At 71.2% G+C, this 23,591-nt stretch carries 24 protein-coding genes and 1 pseudogene; 15 read left to right on the top strand and 10 right to left on the bottom strand.

The window, feature by feature from the left end; genetic code table 11:
* Positions 1 to 58: 58 nt before the first annotated feature.
* The 4 genes and pseudogenes from FKO37_RS26920 to FKO37_RS26905 all read left to right on the top strand — a co-directional run.
* Positions 59 to 346, top strand: a pseudogene (locus FKO37_RS26920) (ATP-dependent metallopeptidase FtsH/Yme1/Tma family protein); the annotation flags it as partial.
* 449 nt (positions 347 to 795) lie between these two features.
* A complete protein-coding gene (locus FKO37_RS26915; RefSeq protein WP_238606282.1) occupies positions 796 to 2,001 on the top strand; it encodes an ATP-dependent metallopeptidase FtsH/Yme1/Tma family protein in 1,206 nt (401 codons plus the stop codon).
* 145 nt (positions 2,002 to 2,146) lie between these two features.
* A complete protein-coding gene (locus tag FKO37_RS26910; RefSeq protein ID WP_238606281.1) occupies positions 2,147 to 2,623 on the top strand; it encodes a hypothetical protein in 477 nt (158 codons plus the stop codon).
* Positions 2,624 to 2,893: 270 nt separating this feature from the next.
* On the top strand, positions 2,894 to 3,334 hold the full coding sequence (locus tag FKO37_RS26905; RefSeq protein ID WP_238606279.1) for a DUF6292 family protein: 441 nt from the start codon (positions 2,894 to 2,896) through the stop codon (positions 3,332 to 3,334).
* 74 nt (positions 3,335 to 3,408) lie between these two features.
* Here the strand turns inward: FKO37_RS26905 and FKO37_RS26900 are convergent, their stop codons facing one another.
* The 10 genes from FKO37_RS26900 to FKO37_RS26855 form a co-directional block, all read right to left on the bottom strand.
* Entirely contained in the window at positions 3,409 to 3,867 is a 459-nt protein-coding gene (locus FKO37_RS26900; RefSeq protein WP_238606278.1) for a DsrE/DsrF/DrsH-like family protein, read from the bottom strand.
* Between the two features lie 14 nt (positions 3,868 to 3,881).
* Entirely contained in the window at positions 3,882 to 4,199 is a 318-nt protein-coding gene (locus tag FKO37_RS26895) for a TusE/DsrC/DsvC family sulfur relay protein (protein ID WP_238606277.1), read from the bottom strand.
* 15 nt (positions 4,200 to 4,214) lie between these two features.
* The gene (locus FKO37_RS26890) at positions 4,215 to 5,462 is read right to left on the bottom strand and encodes an FAD/NAD(P)-binding oxidoreductase (protein WP_238606276.1); all 1,248 of its coding nucleotides are present in this window, start codon (positions 5,460 to 5,462) and stop codon (positions 4,215 to 4,217) included.
* Positions 5,463 to 5,537: 75 nt separating this feature from the next.
* A complete protein-coding gene (locus FKO37_RS26885; protein ID WP_037806023.1) occupies positions 5,538 to 5,873 on the bottom strand; it encodes a hypothetical protein in 336 nt (111 codons plus the stop codon).
* Between the two features lie 40 nt (positions 5,874 to 5,913).
* On the bottom strand, positions 5,914 to 6,477 hold the full coding sequence (locus FKO37_RS26880) for a DUF2231 domain-containing protein (protein ID WP_238606275.1): 564 nt from the start codon (positions 6,475 to 6,477) through the stop codon (positions 5,914 to 5,916).
* A 95-nt stretch (positions 6,478 to 6,572) separates the two neighbouring features.
* Entirely contained in the window at positions 6,573 to 6,827 is a 255-nt protein-coding gene (locus FKO37_RS26875; protein ID WP_238606274.1) for a ferredoxin, read from the bottom strand.
* Positions 6,797 to 8,128, bottom strand: coding sequence for an NADH-ubiquinone oxidoreductase-F iron-sulfur binding region domain-containing protein (locus tag FKO37_RS26870; RefSeq protein WP_238606273.1), 1,332 nt, complete (start codon positions 8,126 to 8,128; stop codon positions 6,797 to 6,799). The genes FKO37_RS26875 and FKO37_RS26870 overlap by 31 nt, the downstream gene beginning before the upstream one ends.
* The gene (locus FKO37_RS26865; RefSeq protein ID WP_238606271.1) at positions 8,128 to 8,688 is read right to left on the bottom strand and encodes a ferric reductase-like transmembrane domain-containing protein; all 561 of its coding nucleotides are present in this window, start codon (positions 8,686 to 8,688) and stop codon (positions 8,128 to 8,130) included. The genes FKO37_RS26870 and FKO37_RS26865 overlap by 1 nt, the downstream gene beginning before the upstream one ends.
* Complete coding sequence (locus FKO37_RS26860) at positions 8,685 to 9,623, bottom strand: FAD:protein FMN transferase (RefSeq protein WP_238606270.1); 939 nt, start codon at positions 9,621 to 9,623, stop codon at positions 8,685 to 8,687. The genes FKO37_RS26865 and FKO37_RS26860 overlap by 4 nt, the downstream gene beginning before the upstream one ends.
* Entirely contained in the window at positions 9,620 to 9,943 is a 324-nt protein-coding gene (locus FKO37_RS26855) for a hypothetical protein (RefSeq protein ID WP_134661456.1), read from the bottom strand. The genes FKO37_RS26860 and FKO37_RS26855 overlap by 4 nt, the downstream gene beginning before the upstream one ends.
* Positions 9,944 to 10,059: 116 nt before the next feature.
* Between FKO37_RS26855 and FKO37_RS26850 the strand changes: the two genes are divergently transcribed.
* From FKO37_RS26850 to FKO37_RS26800, 11 genes are all read left to right on the top strand, one after another.
* Entirely contained in the window at positions 10,060 to 10,743 is a 684-nt protein-coding gene (locus FKO37_RS26850; RefSeq protein ID WP_134661457.1) for a response regulator transcription factor, read from the top strand.
* Complete coding sequence (locus tag FKO37_RS47610) at positions 10,740 to 11,978, top strand: cell wall metabolism sensor histidine kinase WalK (protein WP_238606269.1); 1,239 nt, start codon at positions 10,740 to 10,742, stop codon at positions 11,976 to 11,978. Before FKO37_RS26850 ends, FKO37_RS47610 begins: the two co-directional genes overlap by 4 nt.
* 671 nt (positions 11,979 to 12,649) lie before the next feature.
* A complete protein-coding gene (locus FKO37_RS26840) occupies positions 12,650 to 16,351 on the top strand; it encodes a nitrate reductase subunit alpha (protein WP_238606267.1) in 3,702 nt (1,233 codons plus the stop codon).
* Between the two features lies 1 nt (position 16,352).
* Entirely contained in the window at positions 16,353 to 17,978 is a 1,626-nt protein-coding gene (gene narH, locus FKO37_RS26835) for a nitrate reductase subunit beta (RefSeq protein ID WP_238606265.1), read from the top strand.
* Positions 17,975 to 18,652 (top strand): nitrate reductase molybdenum cofactor assembly chaperone, encoded by a 678-nt coding sequence (narJ, locus tag FKO37_RS26830; RefSeq protein WP_238606264.1) that lies wholly within the window; start codon positions 17,975 to 17,977, stop codon positions 18,650 to 18,652. The genes narH and narJ overlap by 4 nt, the downstream gene beginning before the upstream one ends.
* Complete coding sequence (gene narI / locus FKO37_RS26825; protein WP_238606263.1) at positions 18,649 to 19,395, top strand: respiratory nitrate reductase subunit gamma; 747 nt, start codon at positions 18,649 to 18,651, stop codon at positions 19,393 to 19,395. The genes narJ and narI overlap by 4 nt, the downstream gene beginning before the upstream one ends.
* Entirely contained in the window at positions 19,388 to 19,786 is a 399-nt protein-coding gene (locus tag FKO37_RS26820; RefSeq protein WP_037806013.1) for a CBS domain-containing protein, read from the top strand. Before narI ends, FKO37_RS26820 begins: the two co-directional genes overlap by 8 nt.
* Positions 19,783 to 20,550 (top strand): YwiC-like family protein, encoded by a 768-nt coding sequence (locus FKO37_RS26815; protein ID WP_037806012.1) that lies wholly within the window; start codon positions 19,783 to 19,785, stop codon positions 20,548 to 20,550. The genes FKO37_RS26820 and FKO37_RS26815 overlap by 4 nt, the downstream gene beginning before the upstream one ends.
* Before the next feature lie 133 nt (positions 20,551 to 20,683).
* Positions 20,684 to 21,910, top strand: a complete 1,227-nt coding sequence (locus tag FKO37_RS26810) for an MFS transporter (protein ID WP_238606262.1) — start codon at positions 20,684 to 20,686, stop codon at positions 21,908 to 21,910.
* Positions 21,911 to 21,929: 19 nt separating this feature from the next.
* On the top strand, positions 21,930 to 22,388 hold the full coding sequence (locus FKO37_RS26805) for a hemerythrin domain-containing protein (RefSeq protein WP_238606261.1): 459 nt from the start codon (positions 21,930 to 21,932) through the stop codon (positions 22,386 to 22,388).
* Between the two features lie 469 nt (positions 22,389 to 22,857).
* Positions 22,858 to 23,574, top strand: coding sequence for a DUF2637 domain-containing protein (locus FKO37_RS26800; protein ID WP_238608337.1), 717 nt, complete (start codon positions 22,858 to 22,860; stop codon positions 23,572 to 23,574).
* Positions 23,575 to 23,591: the final 17 nt, after the last annotated feature.

Raw genomic sequence — 23,591 nt, 5'->3', positions numbered from 1 at the left:
CGCCGCGGTTGCGCAGAGTCGTGCCATGACTGCTCCCCAGCGTGCGGCGTAGGCCAGGATGTCCCGCACCGCCCGTCCCGGGCCGCTTCCGGACCCGCCCGCGCACAAGCCCGAAGAGCACCGCAACGGCGGCCTCATCGGGCTTCTGCTCACCGCGGCGGTTCTCGTCACCGTGGTGCTCATCGCCGGTCCCTCGCTGTGGACCTCGTCGGTCCCGGCGCTCGCCTACACCGAGCTCCTGTCCAAAGTAGACGCCAACCAGGTCGCCGAGATCACGGTCGGCGGCGACGGCGCGGTCTCCGGGAACTACCGCGACGGCGGCAAGTTCACCAGCCAGCTTCCCACCGCGCTCGGCGATCCGCGGCTCGACGCCAAGCTGCGCGAGAAGAACGTCGCCGTCACCGGCGCGAAGACCAGCAGCGGCGATTCGGTCTTCACCGCTCTGCTGGCGTATCTGCCGATCCTGGTGATGTTCGGACTGTTCTGGTGGGCGGGCCGGCGCGCGCAGCGCACTCTCGGCGCGGGCGGGCTCGGCGGCATGGGAGGCATGGGCGGCATCGGCGGGTTCGGCCGGTCGAAGGCCAAGATCATCGAGGCTCAGCGACCCGGCACGAGGTTTGCCGACATCGCCGGGTACGAGGGAGTGAAACAGGAGATCGCCGAGGTCGTCGACTTCCTGCGCGATCCCTCGCGGTACGCCGCCGCCGGGGCCAAGGGCCCGCGCGGGGTGCTGATGGTCGGGCCGCCCGGCACCGGGAAACCCTCCTCGCCCGCGCGGTGGCCGGCGAGGCGAGCGTGCCGTTCCTGTCCATCACCGGGTCCGCGTTCGTGGAGATGTTCGTCGGCGTCGGGGCTTCCCGGGTGCGCGACCTGTTCTCCGAGGCTCGCGATCGCGCGCCGTCGATCATCTTCATCGACGAGATCGACGCCGTCGGCAGCCGCCGCGGCATCGGCGGCGCGGGCGGGCACGAAGAGCGCGAGCAGACGCTGAACCAGCTGCTGGCCGAAATGGACGGTTTCGACCAGAGCGGCGGCACCGTCGTGCTCGCCGCGACGAACCGGCCGGAAACCCTCGACCCCGCGCTGCTGCGCCCCGGCCGGTTCGACCGGCAGGTCACCGTCCCGTTGCCCAACCAGGCCGAGCGGGCTGAGATTCTCGCGGTCCACATCGACGGAAAGCGGCTCGATCCGGACGTCGACCTGACGGTCGTCGCCCGCGGCACGCCCGGGTTCTCCGGCGCCGATCTGGCCAACCTCGTCAACGAGGCGGCGATCAACGCTGTGCGGGACAACCGGACCGTGCTGACCGCAGACGACCTCGCGACCGCACGGGACCGGGTCCTGCTCGGCCGCCGCGACGCCTCGAACGCGCTGCTTCCCGAGGAGCGCCGGTCTGTCGCCGTGCACGAGGCCGGGCATGCTCTCGTCGCGGCGCTGTGCGAACACGCCGACCCCGTGGCGAAGGTGACGATCCTGCCCGCGGGCATGGCCCTCGGCTCGACCGAGCAGCTGCCGGAGGCCGAACGGCGGCTCTACTCCGAGAGCTACCTGGCCGATCTGCTCACGGTGCGCCTCGGCGGACGGGCGGCCGAACTGGTCGCGCTGGGAGAAGCGTCGACTGGCGCCGCCAACGATCTCGCGAGCGCCACCGCGATCGCCGCGAAAATGGTCACCGAGTTCGGGCTCTCCCCCGCGCTCGGCCCGATCGGCTACAGCCGCGGCGGAGCCCCCGCCGTCGCCGACGACGGCCCGGCGCTGCTGGGCAGGCCGTACTCCGAACAGACGCAACGCGTGGTGGACCAGGAAATCGGCCGCCTCGTGCGGGAGGCCGAGGCCCGGGCGGCAGCCCTGCTCGAACAGCACCGCGACGCGCTCGACCGGCTCGCCGAGCGGCTGCGCGAGGAAGAGACCGTCGACGGCACGGCCGTGCAGGCTGCTCTGGCGGCCAGCCGAACCGCGCCCGAGGATTTGGCCGAAATCCCGGCCGCAGTGCCGCGATAGGTGCCGATCCGGTGCCTAAAGTCCCCGCGCGGCAAGAAGAACCGCTCGCCGCCGGGAGCCGGCGGGCCCTCCGGAACGGGCAGTGCGGCCCTCGTGGACCCGCGCGTCGAAGCGGAAGCTCGGACGCAACGAAAGCGAGGCGACCATGAGCATCGACCGCATCTCCCCGGACCGCCCTCCTGCGCCCGCGACGACCGTCCCGGCCGGACTGCGGCGCAACCGCCACGACCGGCTCGCGCTGGCGCCGGACGGTCGCGTCGACGCCCGGTACGCCGATCTCCGCGACCTCCGTCTCGCGCTCGCGCTGACCCAGGAAGACTCCCGCGAGGAGACCGATCTCGACCCGTTCGACCGGATCACCTGCCGGACCCATCGCCGCTGGCTCCACCAGTGCGTCTCGTCCCCGCACCACGCGGTGCCGCTCAGCGGCCACCGCTGGTGCCGCCCGTGCGGCCGCCCGCTCGACGCGGCCGTCGACGAACTCTCCGGCGACGTGCGGTTCTCCTGCCCGCGCTGCGGCCAGACCCCCGACAACCGCGCCACCCGCCAGCTGACCCGCGCGTGCCGGGCGAGCATCGCCGCGGCCTTCGACCGCTCGTCCGGCCGCGACCTGTGCGCCTGAGCGAACGGAACCGCGCGGCGCGGCGAACCTGTGCGCGGCTCTGGCCTCCGTCCACAGAGGGCGGAGCCGGGGACCTTCGGCCCTTTTCCGGCACCCGTCCGAAGCGCAGCCTGGAGACAGGCAGCCGGGCGCCCGCTTCCCCCCGAGCGTCGCGAACCGGCGGCCAGGGCGAGCGCGGAACGCCATTCCGGGCATAGGCGAAAGCCCGCCCGACCGAACCGCCGGCGCCGAGAAATCCGCCGTGCCACGCGGCAGCAGAAACGAGAACCGATGAGCGGCCAGCAAGCGACCACCGACGACGAATACCTCCTGCACTGCGGAATGAGCGGCTACCTCGATGCGGTGAGCGTCGCAGCGGGCGTCGGCCCGGAGTCCGCCACGATGGACCTCGACTCGCCGATGTCGGCCTACCTCGCACTCGACGGGCAGCTCGCCGTCCATCCCGGACGCGACACAGCGCTGGTCTGGGACGAACGGCACGGCTGGTCGTTCACCATCGAAACCCATTCCGGCGAAGACCTGCTCGTGGTGGCCTACCTCGGCGACGACCTGGTACCGCCCCCTTCCCGCGTCCGGGAATTCGTCCGCGCGGTCCGCGCCCTGACCCGGCGCACGCCGCCGCCCGCTCCGCCGGAGCTGAACCGCGGGCGGGCCGACCTCCTCGCCCGGCTTCTCGGCTACCGGACTCCGCAACCGCTGTCCAGCCAGTGACCCCGGTCGAGCGGGAGCGGAGACGCAAGCGGGCGGCACAGCGAAGCTGGTGCTTCGCGCGCGCAGCGGGGCGCTCAGGTGAAAATGATCTGGCCGCCCGCCGCTTTGGCGTAGAATTCGCCGACGGTGATGATGTCCCGCACCTGCTCGATCAGATCGTCCTTTTCGAGGCCGAACAGGTCGACCGACGCCTTGCACGCGTACAGCCCTGTCCCGGTGTCGGAAATCATTTCGAGGAATTCCGGGATGGCCGGGATGTCGAGCTTTTCCATCTTCCGTTCGAGATACTGCGTCAGCACCGACGAGACGCCGGGCAGTCCGCCCGCCCAGGTGGCCAGGTGCAGGCCCGGATTGCCGACGGTCGCCAGCTTGATGTGGTCGTGCCGGGCCTTGTGCACGGCGTCCAGCCCGAAGAAAGTGAAGAACAGATCGGCTTCGATGCCTTCCGCGCGCGCCCCGTTGGCCATGATCAGGCCGGGGTAGATCGCGTCCAGCGAGCCTTTCGAGACGATGACAGAGACTTTTTCGATCATGCCGGGATTCCTCCTCAGATGCAGCCGCGCGGTTTCGGGATTCCGGCGATTTTCGCGGCGAGCTTGGCCGGGCCTTTTGGGAAGAGCCGGTACAGGTCCTTGATCGGGACGCCGGAAGTGCGTCCGAGCGCCCGCACGGTCGGGCCGGTGCCCTTCTCCGCGTATTCTCGCCGCATGAACTCGATGACCTTCCAGTGCTCGTCGGTCAGCGCGTCGATGCCGGCTTCGCGGGCGATCTCCGGAGCCATCTGCTCGGTCCAGGACTCCGGCTCGGCGAAGAAACCCTCGTCGTTGACAGGCACCTCGGTGCCCGCGTAGGTCGCGGTGGGCATGAGTGTCCTTTCTGGTCAGTGTTCCGCGGGCGCCGGGAACTCCTTGCCCGCGCGGGGCATCTCGGCGGCGATGCCGGGGATTTCCCGGCCGGGCAGCAGGCTGTGCCAGTACAGCCACGAGAACATCAGCTTGCCGAGGTGGTTCAGCCGCGATTCGCGCAGCAGCGGAAGTCCGGCCGCCGCCGGGAAATGACCGGGCAGCGGTTCGGTGTCGTAGTTGAAGTCGATGAGCATCGCCTTGTGGAAACCGCTCTCGATGAAGCAGTTGGTGTGCCCGTCGAATCCGGGGTCGAGCGGACGGCCGGCGAGGTACCGTGCGATGTTGCGGGCGAGCACCGCGCCCTCGAAGTGGGTGACCGAACCGGCCTTGGACGCCGGCACCCCGGCGGCGTCGCCGAGCGCGAAGATGTTGGGGTACGCCGTGGACTGCAGCGTGTGCGGATCGACGGAAACGAAGCCGAACTCGTCACCCAAACCGGGCGATCGGTCCACATAGGACGCTCCGCTGTGCATCGGCACCACCACCGCGAGATCGAACGGGACCTCGCGGCCGTCGTAGGAGACCAGCCGACCGCCCGCGCCGTCGACCTCGCCGGTGTTGAACTCCGTCACCAGTTCGATGCTCTTGTCCTCCAGCAGACCGGCGAGCGTCTTCGCCGCCACCGGCTTGGTGAACGCGGAATCGAGCGGCGTGACATAGGTGATCCGCACTTCGTCGCGGATTTCCTGTTCGGTGAAGTACCAGTCGGCGAGGAAGCAGAATTCCAAGGGGGCGACCGGGCATTTGATCGGCAGGTCGATCACGTTCACCACGAGGCGCCCGCCGGTGAACTCGTCGAGCGCGGACGCGAGCGCCATCGCCCCGGCGTAGTCGTAGAAGGTGTGCACCGTCTCCCGCCAGCCCGGGCCGGTGAGTCCCTCGGTTTCCTCGGGCACGAGCCGGGCGCCGGTCGCGATCACGAGCGCGTCGTAGGCGAGCATCGTGCCGTCCGCCAGACCGACTCGCGCGGCTTCGGCGTCGACGTGGTCTACCGCGCTGCGGTGGTACTCGATTCCTCGGTGCAACTGCGCCGGGCGGGACCGGACGAGGTCCTCCGGCTGGGCGAGGCCGAACGGCACGAACAACAGGCCCGGCTGGTACACGTGGTCGTTGTCCTGGTCCACCACGGTGATCCGGACCTGATCGCCCAGACCGCGCCGCAGCCGGTTCGCGGCCAGGGTGCCGCCCGTCCCGCCGCCGAGAATCACGATGTGCTTGGTCACCGCTCCAGTCTCGAAGCGGCCCGCCGGTCCGGTTAGGGTCTTCGGTCACCGGCGGGGGCGACCAAGGAGGGCCGGTTACCGCAGCGCGACAGTCAGCAGCACGACCGCGTCTCCCAGCGCCTGCAGCCCGTGGCGTTCCGGCGGAACGACGGCCAGCTGCCCGCGTTCCAGCGTCCACTCCGCACCCTGGGTGTGCAGCCGCACGGTGCCGGCGACGACCTGGAGCGTGGCCGCGGGCGGCGAGTCATGCTCGGCCAGCTCGGCGCCGTCCCCCAACGCGATCAGCGTCGCCCGCTGGGAGGTTCCGGACACCAGCGTCCGCGCGGCCCGCCGTGATCCGTGCGCGCCGGCTTCGACCTGCAATTCGGCGGCCACCGCGTCGATCGAAGACACTGCCGGGTGATCGGTCATCGCTTCTGCTCCCTCCTCGGCGGGCCCCCGCGGCCGAGCGTCACCGAGTGCCGCGTGGGGCGGCGTTCTCGCTGAACTTACCCTGCCACGATGCCTGCGCACCGGAATCGCCGATGCGGTAGACGTCGTAAAGGGTCGCACCGGCGACCAGGACCGCGACGACCGCGATCACCGTCGTGACCTTCGTCGAGGCGGGCGCCAGGTAAGTCTTGCGGCGCACGGCGGTGGCGACCGCGGCGTTGTCCTCGACGGCCCCCACGTCGTTTTTGTCCGTCACCGTCGCGTTTTCGCGCTGGCGCCACCACACCACCAGCGCGAGCACGGCGACCGGGATCGCGACCCAGAGCGCGGTGTCGCCCAGTTCGGTGTGGTCGCGCAGCAACTGAGTCCGCGGAACCCGCCGCTCGAGCCATTCGCCGGCGTTCGTGGTGATCGGAACCAGGATCAGCGCGAGCACGGCCAGCACGGCGTTCGGCGCGGCGAGCTTGCCGCGTGCTTTCGGCCAGACGCTGCTCAGCACCAGCAGCAGTGCGCTCAACGGCAGCAGCACGACAATCGCGTGCACGAGCAGGATGTGGGCGGGCAGGCCGTTCACGGTCGTCATGATGTCCTTAATCCGGTGGAATTTCGCGATTCAGCGGGAATTCTGCGAAGGCGTGCTTACTTTGGCACGGCGCTGGCCGGTTCGCACCGGGCGGGTCATCGGCGCCCGCCCGCCGCCAGCCGCAGCGCCAGGGTCGGGCAGGCGGCGACCGCCCGGCGCGCGTCGGACAGCACCGGGCCCGGCACCGGCCGGTCGACCAGGATCGGATAGCCCCACTCGTCGAGGTCGATCAGTTCGGGCAGCAGTTCGGCGCAGATTCCGTGGGCCCGGCAGGCGATCGGGTCGACCCGCAGCTGACGGGAGCGTCGTTCGGGCACGGTCACGTCCAATCGCCGCTTCGGTTGTTCCATCCCGGCAAGGGCAGCGCGGGGTGCGCCGCCCACGCGCACGGACGCCCGGCGAGGTGGGCTCGCAGGTCGTCGGCGAAACACCGCAGCGCGCTCGCGGCCAGCCGGACGGCGCCGTCGGGATGGGCGCACGCGCCGCGCCCGGGAATGACCGAGAGCCGCGTGCGGAGCCGTTGTCCGGCCAGCGCCGCTGCCCGGCCGCCGAGCACCAGAGAGGTGAAATCGTCGGCGATGGCGGGGAGACCGAACATGCACGGACCGCATTGGCGCGCGGACTCCCCCGCCAGATAGCGCAGCAACCGAGCGGTTTCGGCGAGACCGCAGGCGCGCGCGGGCAGCACGGTCAGCGAGGCGACGCCGAGTGCTGCGCCCGCCGCGCGAAGGTCCTCATGGGACAGCCGGATGCCCGCCGCGACAGGCACGGGCAGCCAGGTGCCGCTGTATCCGCCGAACAGGATGGCCTGGGGTGTTCCCGCCGGGCCGCCCGCCTGGTCGAGCACCTCTGCGACCGGGGTGCCGAACGCGGTTTCGTACACCCCCGGCCGGGCGACTCCGCCGCCGGCGGTGACCAGCGTGGTGCCGGGCGAGTCCCGGGTGCCGCAGCCGCGGAACCACTCCGAGCCGTAGCGGGCGATCAGGGCGAGATGGGCGAGCGTTTCGACGTTGTCGACCAGGGTCGGCCGGCCGCGCACCCCGCGCTCGAAAGGACGGGGCGGTTTCGCGGTCGGCCGGGCGTCGCCGGTCTCCAGGAAGTTGACGAGCGCGGATTCCTCGCTCGCCACGTACCGGCCGGGCGCCTGGACCAGCCGGATCGGGATCTCTCCGCTCGGCCGCTCGGCCAGCGCACCGGCGACGGAGCCGGCGATCGGATCGGCGCGGTGCACGCACAGGATGATCTCCGTCGCGTCGGTCGCCGTCGCGGCGAGCACCGCCCCGTCGATGACCAGGTGCGGCGCGACGGTGAGCAGTGCTCGGTCCTTGCCGCTCGCCGGTTCGCCCTCGCAGCCGTTGGCCACGACGACCGGGCGGCGGCCGCGGGCGACGGCACGCAGCTTGCGGCCGGTGGGGAAACCCGCCCCGCCGCGCCCTCGCAGCCCTGAAGCGTCCACTGTGGACAGCAGCAGGGCCCTGCCGTTCCGTCCGGCGTAGCGTTCGACGGGCAGCGCACCGTACCGGGCGCTGTGCTCGGCGAATCCGGCGGACTGCCGGGCTTCCAGCCAGCCCGCGAGAAGACGGCGCGGGCGGGCCGGGTCAGGCGGCAGCAGCGGCCCGCTGGCCGCCCGGGGATGGCGAGCGGTCGTCATCACAGGCCTCCCAGGGTGCCGCGCCGGGCCTCGGTGTCGGGATGCCGCACCGTCGCGCGCCACCCCACGGCCGCCGCGGCGGCGAGCACGCAGGCCACCAGCAGCACCCGGACCCAGCCCAGCCGGGAGTCGGCGCCGCCGATCTCGAAGCCGTGCACCACGGCCGCGGGCCAGGAGAGATACGCGACCCAGTGCACGGCTTTCCAGACCTTGGCGTTGATCCGGGGACGGAGCAGGCTGGACACGACCACAGCGACGAGCAGATCGAACGCGACGGCTCCGATGCCGAGCGACACCGGGTGGTACGCCGAGACGAACGGGACCACCACGCTGATCCACCGGATGCCCGCGTACGTGTCGATGATCGCGGTCGCGATGTGGACGGCCAAGAAGGCAAGCGTGATCAGGGACAGATTCCGGTGGAAGGCGGCGACGGCGAACCTCGGCCACCTCGGCGACGCGAGCCGGGCGCTGGAGATCGCGCCGAGGACCACCACGGCCGTGAACAGCACCAATGCGGCCAGTCCTGTCGCCCGGCTGACGTACCACAACGCGCTCATGCCGGCGCCTCTTCCGGCCATCCGGCGACGCGGACGACGCGCCCGTCCGAGGCGACCAGGCGAGCGGGCAGCCGGCGTTCCGCGAGCCACGCCGGAGCGAGTTCGCCGAGCACGACGGCCGCGGTGCTGGCCGTGTTGGCGTCCGCGCACGTGGCCGCCGCGACGGTCACAGTCCGCCAGCAGGGATCCGGGATGTCCCCGGTGCGCGGATCGACGATGTGGTGCACCGTCCGCCCGGCTCGCCGCCAGGTGCGGCACACCGTGCTGGACGTGGCCAGTCCGCCGCTGGCCACGGCGATCACCGGGTCGCGGAGAGGATCCGCCGCGGCGTGGTCCTCGCCGACCACCACCGGCCATCCCCCGGCCGGTGCGCGTCCCGCGACAGCGACGTCGCCGCCGAGCCCGACCAGCACGCCGCAGCCGAGTTCGCGCGCGAGCACGGTGCTGGCACGGTCGGCTGCCCAGGCCTTCCCGGTAGCTCCCAGGTCCAGCCGCACGCCGCGCGGGACGACGACCTCGCGCCGGGGCCAGTCGGCGGTGATCCGCCACCAGCCGGGAGCCTCGCCCGCCGGCTTGACCGGTGCGGCGAGATCGCGGGCGATCGCGGAGAAGTCCCGGTCGTAGCCGAGGTCGCACACGGCTTGGCCGACGGTCGGATCGACCAGCCCGCCGGTCGCCTCGGCGGCCCGCAACGCGACCTGCAGCGCTTCGGCCAGCAAGGGGCTGACCCGCACGGGAGAACCGGCGTGGCGGTGCAGCTCGGCGATCTCCGAATCGTCGCGAAACCGGCTGCACGTCTCGTCGACGGCACGCAGTTCGGTCCGGAGCAGGTCTGTCGCGATCGGGAGGCGGTCCGGCTCGGTGACCACCAGTTCGGCCGTGGTGCCCAGCGCGCGGAACCGGATGCTCGCGAGCGGTTCGGCGGCCGTGGTCATGAGCCGCCCGAGCGCGCGGCACTGTGGTGCCGGCGACCGACGACCGGCGGCTGCGCGGGCGGGCTGACCGCCGGAGGCGCGCTGCTCTCCGGGATGCTGTCCGGGGTGCTGTCCGCGGAGGTCTGCGGCGGCGGGATCGCGGACGGCGAGGAGGTCACCGGCGGAGAAGCCGGTGCGGTGGTGTCCGCCGTCGCTTGCTGGGCGAGCGTCACGCCGAAGACCGTGGCCAGCGCCGCGCCGCCGAGACCCGCCGTCCACGTCGCCGTCGAGACGCTGCGGCGGCCGCGGGCACGGGCCCGGACGCGTTGCCGGTGATTCACGCGGGTCTCCTTCGGGCCGGGGAGGTCTGCTGCCCAGTTTCGACGGGAGTCCTGGGGAAAATCTGGGAATCCGGGCCGCGGATGCCGCGGGCCGCGCGGGCAGGCACGATTGCGGGATGGACACTGCGCACCGCGGCTCCGGCCGGGTCCTGCTGGTCGAGGACAACGCCGAACTGGCCGAGCTCCTGACCGAACTGCTGTCCGACGAGGGCTACGAGGTCGAAACCGCCGCGGACGGGCAACGCGGCCTGCACCTCGGCCTGGTGCGGCAGTACGACGTGGTGATCCTGGACCGGGGCCTGCCCGCGCTCGACGGCCTCGACGTTCTCGCCCGGCTGCGCGGCAAAGGCGTCACGACGCCGGTGCTGGTGCTTTCCGCGCTCGGCAACCCCGCGGACCGCGTCGCCGGCCTGGACGCCGGAGCCGAGGACTATCTGCCCAAACCGTTCGACGTGGACGAACTGCTCGCCAGGCTGCGCGCGCTGCGCCGCCGCCACCTCGACGTCGCCCGGGTGCTGCCGGTCGGCACGATGCGGCTGAACCTGGACACCCGCCAGGTCGAGCCGGGCCCCGGGGCTGGCGAGCCGGTCCGGCTGTCCGAACGGGAATGCGCGCTGCTGGCGACGCTCGCGGGCAGGCCCTCCCGGGTCTTCACCCGGCGGGATCTGCTCAGCCTGGCCTTCCCGGAGGCCGACAGCGAGGCCGTCGTCGACACCTACGTGTCGTACCTGCGCCGAAAGCTCGGGCGGCCGGTCATCGCGACGGTCCACGGGCGCGGATACCAGCTGGGCGCGCCGTGAGCCGCCCGCCGGCCTCGACCGAAGCGAGGCTGCTGCGACGCGCGACCTGGCGACTGGGCTTGCAGGTCGGGCTGTCCGTCGCCGCGATTGTCGTGCTGCTGTCCGGCCTCGCGGTGTTGATGGTGCTGCGAAGCCAGCAAACCGGCGTGGCCGCCCTGCTGCAGCAGGCCGCCTCGCAGGCCGACGACGTGCAGGACCCGCCCGCCGGGGTCTGGCTCGCCATCCAGGGACCCGGCGGCCTGACGGCGACGCCCGGCGCACCGGCCGTCCTGCCCGACCGGGCGGCGCTGGCGAACGTCGCGAAGACCGGGACCGCGCAAACCGACGAGGTCCGCGGCGAGCGAGCCGGCTACGAGGTCTACACCGAGCAGCGCGGCACGCAGACCGTGCAGGCGGCGCTGGACCTGCGGGCGAACAACGACGAACGCGAGCGGTTGCTCGCCGCCATGCTCTTCAGCGGCGGAGTGGGGCTGCTGCTGGCAGTGGGCGCGGGTGTGTGGTTCGGGCGGCGCGCGGTCGCACCGCTGGCCACCGCGCTGGGCATGCAACGACGGTTCGTCGCCGACGCGAGCCACGAACTCCGCACCCCGTTGACCCTGCTGTCCACGCGCGTCCAGGTGCTGCGCCGGCACCTGCGGCGCGGCGACTCCCGAGAACGGCTGACCGCCGAAATCGACGGGGTCGTCGCCGACGCCGGGCACCTCACCGACATCCTCGAAGACCTTCTGCTGGCCGCCGACGTCCGCGCGGACGGACTCACCGCGACGCTCGATCTCGTGGAACTCGCCGCCCGGGCGGCCGCCGCCGGAACCCCGGCCGCGGCCGAGCGCTCGATCGTCATCGAGGCGCGTCCGACGGTGCCGACGCTGCTCGTGCGCGGCACTCAGGGCGGCCTCCTCCGCGCCGTGACCGCGTTGGTCGACAACGCCGTGACCCACGCCCGTTCGGCGGTCACCATCACGACGAAGCAAACCGGAACCACCGGCGTCGTCGAGGTTTCCGACGACGGGCCCGGCATCGACCCCGCGGTCCTGCCGGGATTGTTCGAGCGATTCTCGTCCGCCCGCCCCGAATCCTCGCCGCGCCGCCACTACGGCCTCGGTCTGGCCCTGGTGAGCGAAATCGCCGACCGGCACGGCGGCCACGTCACGGCCGGAAGCAACCCCGGCGGCGGAGCGCTGCTGACCTTGACCCTGCCGCTGGCCGGACGCGATCCCCGCGCCGCTTCCGGCTGATCAGCCGATTCTGAACAGGGAGCCAGCGGCAGCGAAGCCGCGGCCCGTCCTCGTTGCCGCAGAACGTCTTCCGCACCGGCCACCGCAGTCAACGACGGGCAACGAGGTCCACCCCGTCCGGCACCGAGATGCCTCCGCTGAGGATCTCGACCGCTGGCCGGCTGGATGCTCATCGGCGACGCCAGCAGCGACAGCGGCCACCGGCGCTGCCCTTCGTCCTCCGCGGCGAGGACATTGCGCCCTGCCGTTCCCCCGGCGGCAAGAAGAAGAATCGAAAGCGCGAGAGCCGCGAGCGGGCCAACCCCGACGATTCGGCAGCAGCGCTCTCGCCTCGAGCGGTGGCGGCGGCATGGGGCTCTTCCCCTCGTCCCCGGCCCCTCCGCTGCCGCCGCTCCCTGCGGAGAACACCGTCACGGCCGTCCGTTCCGCTTGCGCGGCAGCCGATCGATGGCGGGCGCAAGAGACTCTTCCCGCGGAATCGTGGTGGATTCCCGACAGGACTGCGCGTACGCGCGCATGGCGGCCCGCAGAGGCCGAAGGTCACTTCGACCCGTGACGAACGCCCGGTGAACGGTCCGCCTCCTTCGCCGAAGCTGAATGGCGTACGGCCGGCACCAGGGTGGTGTCGCAGCGGGACAGTCCCGCCGAGCCGACCGCCCGAAGGAGTCGCATTGCCCACACGACCAGTGCCGGCCAACGACCGCGTTCCCGGGCACGGACCGCTGCTCGGCGTGCGGCGGCTGCTGACCAAGGAGACCGTCGGCGACCACGGGCGCACCCTGCACCAGATCGACGCGAACGCGTGGGAGTCGTTCTACCGCGACCGGTGGAGCTACGACCGCGTCGTGCGTTCGACGCACGGGGTGAACTGCACCGGTTCGTGCTCGTGGAACGTTTTCGTCAAGGACGGCCTGATCACCTGGGAGCACCAGGCGACCGACTACCCGGGCACCGGGCCGGACAGCCCCGACTACGAGCCGCGCGGCTGTCCCCGGGGTGCGTCGTTCTCCTGGTACGAGTACTCGCCGTCGCGGGTGCGCCATCCGTACGTGCGGGGTTCGCTGCTCACGATGTTCCGGGCCGGGCTCAGGCGGTTCGGCGACCCGGTCGCGGCCTGGGCGGACATTGTCGAGGACCCGCGCAAAGCCAAGGCCTACAAGGAACAGCGCGGCCGCGGCGGGTTTGTCCGCGCCACCTTCGACGAGGCGACGACGATGATCGCCGCCGCACACGTCTACACCACCAAGACCTTCGGGCCCGACCGCGTGGTCGGGTTCTCGCCGATCCCGGCGATGTCGATGGCGTCCTTCGCCGCGGGCACCCGCTACCACGCGCTGCTCGGTGCCACGCTGCTGTCGTTCTACGACTGGTACGCCGACCTGCCGGTCGCTTCGCCGCAGGTGTGGGGCGACCAGACCGACGTGCCCGAGGCGGGCGACTGGTGGAACTCCACCTACCTGGTCATGTGGGGCTCCAACATCCCGGTCACCCGCACCCCGGACGCGCATTTCCTCGCCGAGGCGCGCTACCGCGGCGCGAAGGTGGTCGCGGTCAGCCCGGACTACGCCGACAACGTCAAGTTCGCCGACGACTGGCTGGCTCCGCACCCGGGCACGGACGGAGCGCTGGCGATGGCCATGGGGCACGTCGTCCTCACCGAGTTCTTCCGCGACCGCCAGGTGCCCTACTTCACCGACTACGTGCGGTCCAACACCGACCTGCCGTTCCTCGTGACGCTGCGGGAACGCGAGCCCGGCGTCTACGCCACCGACCGCTTCCTCACCGCCGCCGATCTCGGCGACGACGGCGAAGGGGCGCGGCACAAGACCGTCCTGCTCGACGACGCCACCGGAAAACCCGTGGTGCCCAACGGATCCCTGGGTTTCCGTTACGGCGCCGAGGGCGAAGGCCGCTGGAACCTCGACCTCGGCGACGTCGTGCCCGCGCTCGGCGTGCTCGGCCACGCCAGCGGCCAGGTCGCCGTCGACCTCGCCCGGTTCGACATCGGCGAGACCGAGGGCGGCGCCACCATGCGGCGCGGCGTGCCCGTCGTGCGGGTCGGAGAACACCTCGTCACCAGCGTCTTCGACCTGCTCATGGCCCAGTACGGCGTCCAGCGCGGCGACCTGCCGGGCGAGTGGCCCACCGGGTACGACGACGCCGACGCCCCGCACACCCCGGCCTGGCAGGAGCGGATCACCGGCGTGCCGGCGGCGCTGGCCGCCCGGATCGGGCGCGAACTGGCGCGCAACGCCGAACGCAGCCACGGCCGGTCGATGATCGCGCTAGGCGCGGGTGCGAACCAGTGGTTCCACTCGGACATGACCTACCGCGCGCTGATCGCACTGGTCACCCTCACCGGCTGTCAGGGCGTCAACGGCGGCGGCTGGGCGCACTACGTCGGGCAGGAGAAGGCCCGGCCGCTCACCGGGCAGCAGCACCTGAGCTTCGCCTTCGACTGGCAGCGCCCGATGCGCCACCAGGCCGCCACGCCGTTCTGGTATCTGCACACCGACCAGTGGCGCTACGAGAAGGTGCCCGCCGACGAGCTGGCTTCCCCGCTCGGCGAGGGCAGGCTGGCCGGGATGGCCTTCGCCGACACGGTCGCGGCCGCGCAGCGGATGGGCTGGTCGCCCGGCCACCCCGCGTTCGACCGCAACCCGCTCGACCTCGCCGACGAGGCCGCGGCCGCCGGAGTCAGCGCGGCCGAGCACATCGTCGGCGAACTGCGGGCGGGGCGGCTGCACGCGGTCGCCGACGACCCCGACGATCCGGCGAACTTCCCGCGCTGCCTGACCCTGTGGCGGGCCAACCTGCTCGGCTCCTCGGGCAAGGGCAACGAGTTCTTCCTCAAGCACCTGCTCGGCGTGGATTCCCTCGCCTCGGCCGACGAATGCGGCACGGCCGAACGCCCGCGCGACGTGAAGTGGCGGGACGACGCGCCGACCGGCAAGCTCGACCTGCTCACCACGGTCGACTTCCGGATGACCAACACCGGCCTGCACTCCGACCTCGTGCTGCCCGCCGCGACCTGGTACGAGAAGCACGACATCTCCACCACCGACATGCACCCCTTCGTGCACGCCTTCTCCCCCGCGGTCGATCCGCCCGGGGAGGTGCGCACCGACTACGACGCGTTCCTCGCACTGGCGGACAAGGTCAGCGAGCTCGCGGTCGCCCATCTCGGCACTCGCCGCGACGTGCTGGCCGCGCCGCTGCAGCACGACACTCCCGACGAACTGGCCACGCCGTCCGGACGGGTCCGGGACTGGGGCCGCGGCGAATGCGAGCCGGTGCCGGGCGTGACGATGCCGAAGCTGATCGAAATCGAGCGCGACTACACCCTGCTCGGCGCCAAGATGCGCGCGGTCGGCCCGCTGCTGGACAAACTCGGCACCACCACCAAGGGCATCACCGTCGACGTCGCCCCGGAACTGGAATACCTGCGCCGCCGCAACGGCGTCATCGCCGACGGCCCGCTCGCCGGGCGGCCGTCGCTGTCCACCGCGGACCGGATGTGCGAGGCGATCCTCGCGCTCTCCGGCACGACCAACGGCCGCGTCGCGCACGAAGGCTTCCTGCAGCTGGAAAAGCAGACCGGGCAGCAGTTCACCGACCTGGTCGAGGGCCACGAAACCGAGCACGTCACCTACGCGGCCACGCAACAGGCCCCGCAGCCGGTGATCACGAGCCCGGAATGGTCCGGTTCGGAAAAGGGCGGCCGCCGCTATTCGCCGTTCACCATCAACGTCGAGCGCCGCAAGCCGTGGCACACGCTCACCGGACGGCAGCAGTTCTTCGTCGAACACGACTGGGTCGCCGAACTGGGCGAGCATCTGCCCGGCTACCGGCCGCCGCTCAACATGGCGCGGCACTTCGGGAAGCCCGGCGACCTCGCCGACGGCGGCGTCACCGTCCGGTTCCTGACCCCGCACGCGAAATGGTCGATCCACTCGATGTACCACGACAACGAGCTGATGCTCGCGCTGTCGCGCGGCGGGCCGGTGCTGTGGATGAGCGTCGAGGACGCCGCGAAGATCGGCGTCGCCGACAACGACTGGGTCGAGGCGGTCAACCGCAACGGCGTGATCGTCGCCAGGGCCGTGGTCAGCCACCGGATGCCCGAGGGCACGGTGTTCCAGTACCACTCCCCCGAGCGGACGGTGAACGTCCCGAAGACCGAAAAAGGCGGCCGCGGCAAGGGAAAGCGCGGCGGCTACCACAACTCGATGACCCGGTTGCTGGTCAAGCCCACGCATCTCGCGGGCGGGCACGCCCAGCTGACCTATGCCTTCAACTACTACGGACCGATCGGCAGCCAGCGCGACGAGATCACCGTCGTGCGGCGGCGCAGCCAGGAAGTGGAGTACTGACATGCGCATCCGCGCTCAAGTGGCGATGGTGATGAACCTCGACAAGTGCATCGGGTGCCACACCTGCTCGGTCACCTGCAAGCAGACCTGGACCAACCGCGAGGGCACCGAGTACGTCTGGTTCAACAACGTCGAGACCAAACCCGGCATCGGCTACCCGAAGCACTACGAGGACCAGGAACGCTGGAAAGGCGGCTGGAAGCTCGACGCCAAGGGCAGGCTGGTGCTCCGCTCCGGCGGCCGGGCGAAGCGGCTGTCGCGGATCTTCGCCAACCCGGATCTGCCGTCGCTCGAGGACTATTACGAACCCGCCACCTTCGACAAGGACATCCTCCTCGACGCGCCCGCCGGGTCGGCCGACACGCCGGTCAAGCAACCGCGTTCGGCGCTCACCGGCGAGCCGATGCGCCTGGAGTGGGGCGCCAACTGGGAGGACAGTCTCGGCGGCGCGCCCGAACGGGCCGGAACCGACCCGAACATCGCGGCCATGGACCCCGAGGCCGCCGCGCGGGTGAAGTTCGAGTTCGAGAAGACGTTCATGTTCCACCTGCCGCGGATCTGCGAGCACTGCCTGAACCCGGCGTGCGTATCCGCCTGTCCCTCGGGCGCGATGTACAAACGCGAGGAGGACGGGATCGTCCTGGTCGACCAGGACCGGTGCCGCGGCTGGCGGATGTGCGTGAGCGCGTGCCCGTACAAGAAGGTCTACGTCAACCACGCCACCGGCAAAGCGGAGAAGTGCACCTTTTGCTTCCCGCGGATCGAAGCGGGCCAGCCGACCATTTGTTCCGAAACGTGCGTCGGCAGGCTGCGCTATCTCGGGCTGGTCTTCTACGACGAGGACGCAGTACTGGCCGCGGCCTCGGTGGAGGACGGGCACGAGCTGCTCGCCGCGCAGCGGGCGGTGTTCCTCGATCCGCACGACCCCGAAACGGTGCGGCTGGCGTATGAAGCGGGCCTGCCGGAGGAATGGGTGCTCGCCGCGCAGGCGTCGCCGGTGTGGCGGCTGATCAGCGAGTACCGGATCGCGTTGCCGCTGCATCCGGAGTACCGCACGCTGCCGATGGTCTGGTACGTGCCGCCGCTGTCCCCGGTGCTCGACGCGGTCGGGGCCGCCGGACGCGACGACACCGACGCAGACGACGTTTTCCACACCATTCGCGACCTCCGGATCCCGGTCGAGTACCTGGCGGAACTGTTCACCGCAGGCGACTCCGAGGCCGTCGCCGGAGTGCTGATGAAGCTCGCCGCCATGCGCTCCTACATGCGGGCGCGCACCCTCGACGGCACTGTCGCCGAGGAACTGTGCGACGCCGTGGGAATGCCGGGCGAGCAGATCGAAGCGATGTACCGGCTCCTGGCCATCGCCAAGTACGACGAGCGCTACGTCGTGCCCGCGGCCTACGACAAGGACGCCGCGGCCCTCGAAGCGCAGGCAGCGTCCACTTCGGACTGCTCGCTCGACTGCACGGGCGGACCGGGGATGACCGAACAGGCCGCCACCGCCGAGCGATTCCACCTCGTGTCCGAAGACGAGCGAGTCCGTCCAGGGCGCCGCGGCCTCCTCAGCCGTCGCTCCGACGGCAGGCTCGGGCTGACCATCGACCCGGCGGGAGGCACGGCATGACGGTCGATCCGGCGGACCGGACCCGGTTGTTCGACCTCGCCTCGGTCCTGCTCGCCTATCCCGACGCCCGGCTGTTCTCCGCGGCGGACGAACTCCGCGAGACGGTCGAGGCGCTCGCCCACCCCGAGGTCCGCGACCGGCTGGCGGAGTTTCTCGACTGGCTGCTCACCACCGAGTCGCTTGCCGTCGAGACCCATTACGTGCGCACATTCGACCTGCGTCGGCGCAGCGGGCTGTACCTGACCTACTACCTGCACGGCGACACCCGCAAGCGCGGCATCGCTTTGCTCACGCTGAAACAGCGCTACCGCGCGCACGGCCTGCGCCTGGCCGAGGGCGAACTGCCTGACCTGCTGCCGGTGGTGCTGGAATTCGCCGCCGCCGCAGGTCCCGGCGACGGCGAGGCCCCGCTGCGCCAGCACCGGCGCGGCCTGGAATTGCTGCGCTGCGCGCTCGAAGAAGCCGGTTCGCCGTACCGGCACGTCCTCGACGCCGTCGTCGCCGCGCTGCCGCCGCTGACCCCGGACGACCGGGCGGCGGTCGCCGCGCTCGCCGTCGACGGCCCGCCGGTGGAATCGGTCGGGCTGGCGGCTTACGGAGCCGATGTCGACGCGATCGGCTTCGGCCCCGAACTCAACTCTGGCTCGTGTCCTTCCCTGGAGAGTGCCCCGTGACCACGTTCGTCTGGATCGTGCTGCCCTACGCCTGCCTGGCGGTGTTCGTGCTCGGCCACGTCTGGCGGTGGCGCCACGACCAGTTCGGCTGGACGACGCACACCAGCCAGTTGCTGGAAAGCCGCATTCTGCGGTGGGCCTCTCCGCTGTTTCACCTCGGCGCGTTCGGCGTGATCGTGGGACACGCGGGCGGCCTGCTGGTGCCGTCGTCACTGACGAGCGCGATCGGTGTCCCCGAAGGGCTGTACCACGCCGTCGCGGTGTGGGGCGGCACGCTCTCCGGGCTCGTGCTGGTCGCCGGGCTGGTGCTGCTGATCGCACGCCGCGTGGTCAACGGCCGGGTGCGCCGCGCCACGACCACAATGGACAAAGTCCTGTACGTCGCGCTCGCCGCGATGGTGGTGCTCGGCATGACGGCCACGGTCGGCGTCAACCTGTTCGGACACGGCTACGACTACCGCGAGACCATCGCCGTCTGGTTCCGCGGCATCTTCTGGTTCTCCCCGCAGAGCCAGCTGATGATCGACGCCCCGCTGGTCTACCAGCTGCACGCGGTCGGCGGATTCCTTTTGCTCGCGCTGTGGCCGTTCACGCGGCTGGTGCACGTGTGGTCGGCGCCGCTGGCCTACCTGTGGCGGCCGTACGTCGTCTACCGCGCCCGTCGCGGCGCGCCGCCCGCACCGCAACCGGCTCCGGCCGTCGTGCGAGACCGGGCGACCGGAGAGAGGCAAACCCTTGCCTGAACCGACGGTCGCCGATGTGGTCGTCCGGCTGCCGAAAACCTTGCCCGCCAAGGCTTCCGTCGCCGAAGCCAGGGCTTGTTTCGCCGACGACCACGTCCACATGCTCCTGTTCACCGAGTCCGGCCGGCTCCTGGGCACGCTCGTTCGCGAAGACCTGGACGAAACCGCATCCGGCCCCGCCCTGCGGTACGTCCGGCTGACGGGCCGGACCGTCTCCGCCGACCTGCCCGCCGAGGACGCGCGCCAGCTCCTGCTCCGTCGCGGGCAGCGGAGACTCGCCGTCGTCGACCACGACGGCGCACTGCTCGGACTGCTGTGCCTCAAACGCCACCGCACCGGATTCTGCAGCGACGCCGACGTCGCCGCGCGGGCCGCGGAGCCTCTGCGGTGACCGCACCGACGACGCGCCGCAAGGCTCCCGTCGTTCCGCCGCAGCACGGAGCCTGGGGATTTCTCGGCCTGCCGCTTCTGCTCGGAGTCGCGGCAGGCGGCTGGTCCGCCTGGCTGATCCCGTTCGCGGTGGCCTGGGTGTCCGCCCATCCGGCGGGCTGGGCCGTGACCGGGCTGCTCACCGCACGACGGCCCAGCCGGTTCCGCCGGGCCGCGCTGCTGTGGACTCCGGTGTGCGTAACAGCGGGCGCGGTCGTGCTCAGCGCGCGTCCCTGGCTGATCTGGGCGCTGCTCGGCTATCTGACGCTATTCGGAGTCAACCTCGGGTTCGCGCGAGCGCGCCGCGAACGGTCGATGGCCAACGACCTCGTCCTGATCGCCGAGTGCGCGCTGCTGGTTCCGGTCGTGGCCGGAGTGGCCGCCGGGAGCCAGCCCTGGGCAGCCATGACCGCCGCGCCGGTGCTCGCCGCCGCGGCGCTCGCCGCCGTCGCTCTCATCGGCTCCACGCTGCACGTGAAGTCGCTGATCCGCGAGCGCGCCAATCCCGCGTATACCGCCGCAGCGCGCGCTTTCTCGCTCGCCGCCGTCGTCGCGACGCTCGCGCTCGCGATAGCCACCGGCTGGTGGTGGCCGGTGGCCGCGTTCGTGCTGCTCGCCGCTCGCGCCGCCTGGTGGCACGACCCGTCGTGGCGGCCGTCGCGGATCGGGATGGTCGAGCTCGCCGGACTGGTTTCCGTTGCCACTGCGGGGTTTCTCACCTTCTAGTCCGGAGTGGACGGTGAGGACCTTCGGCCCCCGCCCGGGGAAATTCGGCTCTGCTGCCGATCCCCGCCGGAGCCGGAAACTGGACGGGCCCTCGCCGACCGGCGGGCGCTCGCACGACACGAATGAGGCGTCGATGACCTCGACACAGGACCGCCCGGCCGGAGCCGGCAGACCCGCGCTGATGCTGACCCTCGCGACCGCCGGGTTCGCGCTCAACTTCTGGGCCTGGGCACTGCTCAGCCCGCTCGGCCCGCTGTTCAAGGACTCCTTGAAGCTGACCGCGTTCGAACAGGCCCTGATGGTCGCCGTCCCGGTCGTGGTCGGCTCGCTCGGCCGGATCCCGGTCGGCGCGCTCACCGACCGCTACGGCGGCCGGATCATGTTCCCGGTGCTCTCGGCCCTGACCGCGCTGCCGGTGCTGTTCCTCGGCCTCGCCGGGCATTCGTCGCTGCTCGCACTCCTGATCGGCGGCTTCTTCCTCGGCCTCGGCGGCACGTCGTTCGCGATCGGCGTCCCGTTCGTCAACGCCTGGTTCCCGCCCGAGCGGCGCGGACTCGCGATCGGCATCTTCGGCGCGGGCATGGGCGGCACCGCGATCAGCGCGCTGACGACCGTCCCGCTGGTCAGGGCCGGAAGCGTCGCGACCCCGTTCCTGATCACCGCGGCCGTCCTCGTCGCTTACGCGATCCTCGCCGCCGTCCTGCTGCGCGACGCACCCGACCGCACGGTCCCGACGGAACCGCTGGCCCAGCGGATGCGCCAGACCCTCCGGCTCGCGGTGACCTGGCAGGCCTCGGCACTGTACGCGATCGCTTTCGGCGGCTACGTCGCGTTTTCGGTCTACCTCCCGGCCTACCTCAAGACCGGTTACGGACTGGCCCAGAGCGACGCCGCCAACCGGATGGCCGGTTTCGTCCTCTTCGCCGTGGTGATGCGCCCAATCGGCGGCTGGCTTTCGGACCGCTTCGGCCCCGTGCGCGTGCTCGTCGGCGTGTTCGGCGCTGTCGCGGCGTGCGCCGCAGTACAAGCGTTCAGTCCCGGCCTGATGCCGCTCGGCACAATGGCATTCCTGGCAATGGCCGCGGCCCTCGGAGCGGGGAGCGGCGCAGTGTTCGCGATGGTCGCCATGCTCGTCCCGGCGAACAAGGTCGGTTCGGTGACCGGAGTCGTCGGAGCTGCCGGAGGCCTGGGCGGCTTCATTCCGCCGCTGGTGATGGGAGCGCTCTACGGCGGCCTCGGCTCGTATGCGCTCGGCCTTGCCGCACTCGCGCTGGTCGCCGCCGCAGCCCTCGCGTTCACCGCAACGGTGGCGAAGCGGTCGTTGCAGCAGCACTTCCGTGTGGAGAAGGCCGGTGTGTGAGTACTGCGGCTGCCAGGCTGTGCCCGCGATCGCAGAACTGACCCGGGAGCACGACGAGGCGGTCGCGTTGATCAGCCGCACCCGCACCGCGCACGGCGCGAACGACGTCGCAGCGATGGCAAACCTCGCCCGCCGGATCGCCGAAGTCCTCGGTCCACACACGACAGTCGAAGAGCAAGGCCTTTTCCCAGCGCTGCACGACGAGTTCCCGGACCACCTCGCGGCGCTGGCTGATCAGCACCGGCAGATCGAGCACGTGCTCGGCGAGGCCGCCGACGGGACACCTGCCGACCCGGCGTGGCCCGCGCGGCTGATGGCCACGCTGCACCTGCTGCGCGAACACATCCTCGCCGAGCAGGACGGCGTCTTCCCCGCCGCGCTCAGCCGGCTCGACCCGGCCCAGTGGGAGGCCGTCGACGCGGTACGCCGAAACATCGAAGCCGGGTTCTCGACGCAGTACAGGGCGTGTCCAGGCTAGGGGCAGGCATAGCTGCGGGGAGAGGCGACGCTGATGCTGGCCGCCGGAGTGGACATGAAGGTGATCCAGCACATCCTCTGCGCACCCCGCCCGCGCCTCTCGGGCTCACACCAGACCACAATGGACAGTCCCGCACCGGAAGACCCGCTCCCGGACAGCACAAAACCCCAGGTCACCGAGCCCGGTGACCTGGGGTTCGAGAGTGGGCCGCCAGGGATTCGAACCCTGAACCCGCCGGGTAAAAGTCGTTTTGACCGAGTTTCGGATGGTGCCGAATGATGTCGGTCCGTGCCGTTTACCTCGCTGTGTACGCGTGCCGGATGTCGGGTGATGCCGCAGTTTGTCGCCGTGTTCTCGCACGCTCGGGCTCCCCTCGGGCTCGCACCTGCCGGTTCGTGGTGTCGGGTCCGTGCTGCTCCGGACGCCTGTGCTCCCTGCGATTCGATCATGCTGTGGTGGTGGCGTCGTGATGAGAGAGTCGCGCCGGAAGGTTGCTCCAAACCTTGCTCTGTGGGTGCAGTGCGGTTGCACGGGCCTGGTCGCGATCGGGGCGGCGTATGCGTCGTACCGCCACGGCCGTGAGTTCGCTGTCCGGTTCGGCGCGGATCCTTCGACCGCCTCGATCTGGCCGTTGCTGGTGGACGGGTTGCTGACGATCGCGACGGTCGAGTTGTGGAAGCGTCGTCGGACCGGCCGGGAGCATGGCAGGTGGGTGGCGTGGTCGGCATTCGTGTTCGGGATCGCGCTGTCGCTGCTGGCGAACATCGGGTCCGCTCCGGTGCGGAGCCCGTTGCAGGTGGTGGTGGCGGCATGCCCGCCGATCGCGTTGTTGTTCGCGGTGGAGTTGCTGAACCGGGCGTTGAAACAGGCCGCCGTGACCGCGCCCGAGCAGGACGATATCGCGGCTACGATAGGAGGCTGCGAGACCGAGTCGGTCTCGGCAGACGGTAAAACGGTCTCGTCCCGTACCGGCGAACCTGTGTTGACGGCGGAGCAACGAATGTGGGCCTACTACGCGAAGCAAGTAGCCGCGGGGCGGTCGCCGAGCGGGGCCGAACTTGACAGGGTGGCGGGGACGCACAATTACGGGCGTCGCGTGCTTCGAAGGTGGCGCAGGTCGGGCCGCTTGACGGAAGTCGACGTCAGCACGCGCGAAGGAGAAGACGTGCTCCTGGTTGCCGGCTGATCGGCCATCGGGGCTAG

It is taken from the genome of Amycolatopsis sp. Poz14, from assembly GCF_006704225.1.
In the GTDB taxonomy this organism is placed as follows: domain Bacteria; phylum Actinomycetota; class Actinomycetes; order Mycobacteriales; family Pseudonocardiaceae; genus Amycolatopsis; species Amycolatopsis nivea.
The sequence above is the reverse complement of the archived record's forward strand: the minus strand, read 5'-3'. Positions and strand labels throughout refer to the sequence as shown.